The following is a 2,657-nucleotide window of genomic DNA, read 5'->3' as shown; positions in this document are numbered from 1 at the left end:
TAATTGTAGGTTGTGTTGCCTGCACATCCATATTAAAATGGGAAACAAGACTTTGAGCAACAGCATCTCTAAACATTGTCATATTCCAGTCATTCCCTGAATTTCTGAGTATAATTCGCCGAAAAGAATCATCCGGTATTTCATCGAAAAATGGATAATCCAGACTATTCTCTCCATATAGGTTTCGGGCATAAACTCGAAGAGATTTTTGCGGAAAATTTCTGGAGTAACCACCATGAATGCGTATTCCGACACCTTGTGAAAGTTTTAAATCACCGGAGTTTTCAAAATATTCAAAATGAGCTTTTCTTTCCCATTCTATACCTCTGCCGGCATAATTATTAGTACCGGTTTGGTTCGGAACTGAATTTGGCCCGGGAATATATATTCCGGAATCAGTTTCAAACAGATTGAGGCTGTCGGTTATTATGGAGATTACCGGAAATGTATAGGCGTCAGAGCTGTCCGGAAAGACAAAAAATGTTCCTTTTGCAGAAGCTTCTATTTTTTCAGGATGATAAGCTCTGGCTTTTATGACATTTCCTTTAGAAATTAGGCCTTCCGGAGGGTTCCACCCTCGACTGTGACCGGGAGACCATGTATTGGTTGGTATTAAGGAAATATTATTCGGCTCACTACTTCTGTCATAAATTGAAATGGAGTTTGAATAAACAATTCCATTATTATCGGGATTGCTGCCGTCTAAGGTATATTTTATGGTAACGTCCGGATTCTGATGAGATATATCTAATTGAAAGCTGTCGGAATAAAAGCCTGTCGGGTGAGAAAAAACCGGAGGCTCTAAAATGCCGGTAAAAGCCTGTGATGTATTAGGTGCTCCGGGTGTTGGTGTTTGAAAATAACGTCGGAGAGTATCCTGATACCTGCCAAATGAAACATCAGTAGGGATGAAATCAAAGCTCATCGTATCAATCACATCCTCTGTAACATAGCGGAACAAGCCAACGGCATCACCGGAAATTGACAGTTTAAAAGGCAAATGGTTATCACCTCTTGAAATGTCTCCGCTGGCCCATAAAAGTAAATATCCGCCTGCGGGCACAACTAAGTCTAAGGAATTAGAATCAAATTGAAATTTTAAGGGATCTGAAAAATCATCGGTAATATAATGACCGGCTAATGAAAAATCAGCAGAATCGGGATTGTAAATTTCTATCCAATCTTCGTACTCACCGGTATTATCTGAAACCGTAGAGTGATTGGAAGACATTAGTTCGTTTATATAAACTACCTGCGCATTAGAATTTTTATTATGAAAAGAGAAATAAAAAAAAACGAATGAAAATATAATTATTTTATTAAACATGTTTTTGTATTGATATCTTAGCTAACAAATATAAGAAATTTAAAAATGATGTTTAAGTTAGTATTTACAATTTACAGATAAATTTTTAATTATTGCTTTTGGCGAAAGCCTTTAGCAAAGCCCTGAGATGAGGAACTAATGCTTATTAAATGAAATAAATAGCAGACATTGAGCTTCAGGATTACAAATCCGATAGAACGGGATGAATATTTTTAAAATTTAAATAAAATAAAAATGCAGGTTATAAAAAAAAATACTATAATTGCCATAAAAATTCTAATGCTATATTATTAAAGTACAATAATTTTCTAATAGAGTTACTAAATATTAAAATCAATCAAATATCATTTTGTGCTTTTTTTTCGGTAATATTAATTAATGAAAATTATTTATATCATTTTAAAAACTTAAATCAATGAGTAGTTTTGCAACTAAAACAATAATGTTCTTCTGTGTAGCTTTTAACGTAAATTTAGAAGTATCTGGGCAATTAACTGATATCGATGGCAACAATTATGAAACTGTAAAAATTGATAATCAGGAATGGATGGCAGAAAATTTAAGGGTGACCAGGTTTAACAATGGAGATTCGCTTTATCAGTTGAAGGACATAGAAGAAATTTTTAGTGAATTTACGCCTCCCTATTCTGAGGAGGAACAGGCCGAAATGCAAATTTTAATGGAAAAGCAACATCGTATCAAACCAAATCCCTGGTATATGAAAACAGAAGGAGGAATGGTATACGGTATTGAAGCAGTGCGGAACACTTTAAATATTTGCCCGGTTGGATGGCGGATTCCCACGAACGAAGACTGGGATATTTTAGTAGAAAATCTTGGTGGAGAAGATGTTGCTGCAATAAAAATGAAATCGACTACCGGCTGGACAGATAAATGTAATGCAACAAATGAAAGTGGATTTAATGCAAAACCATACGCAGTATATAATATTACAATGGAAGGGTACAAACACTTTGAGGCTTTTAGTAAAGCAGCTTCGTGGTGGCACCACAAGTTTATTTGTTCTAATGACGGTAATGAAAATAGTATATATAAATTTGATGGAAATAAATTAAATTCATACTGGCCTGAAGGTTACGATGATTCCGATTATATCAGATGTATTAAAGAACAAAATTGAAATTTTAAACTTGTTTTTTACCAATATTTGGGTACTTCTGAAAAAAAAATATCGTATTAAGGCACTTTTGTCAGAGTGGATTGTGAAACAAAATTTAACCCAGCTCTGTTCGTAGCGTCCCTGCTACCGAACAACTTAGAACATAACATCTAATATATCAAACCGATTCAAACTTCTCCAAAAAATCCT

2 protein-coding genes are annotated in these 2,657 nt (G+C 34.4%); one reads left to right on the top strand and one right to left on the bottom strand.

Annotated elements, in window-relative coordinates; all coding sequences use genetic code 11:
* A partial coding sequence (locus EA412_00065; GenBank protein ID TVR84891.1) for a hypothetical protein occupies positions 1 to 1,327 on the bottom strand: 1,327 nt, incomplete at its 3' end.
* 415 nt (positions 1,328 to 1,742) lie between these two features.
* Between EA412_00065 and EA412_00060 the strand changes: the two genes are divergently transcribed.
* Positions 1,743 to 2,468 carry a hypothetical protein gene (locus tag EA412_00060; protein ID TVR84890.1) on the top strand — a complete coding sequence of 242 codons (726 nt, stop codon included), beginning with the start codon at positions 1,743 to 1,745 and terminating at the stop codon, positions 2,466 to 2,468.
* The last annotated feature ends 189 nt before the right edge of the window (positions 2,469 to 2,657 follow it).

The sequence above is a fragment of the Chitinophagaceae bacterium genome, assembly GCA_007695095.1.
Lineage (GTDB): Bacteria > Bacteroidota > Bacteroidia > Chitinophagales > REEL01 > REEL01.
The sequence above is the reverse complement of the archived record's forward strand: the minus strand, read 5'-3'. Positions and strand labels throughout refer to the sequence as shown.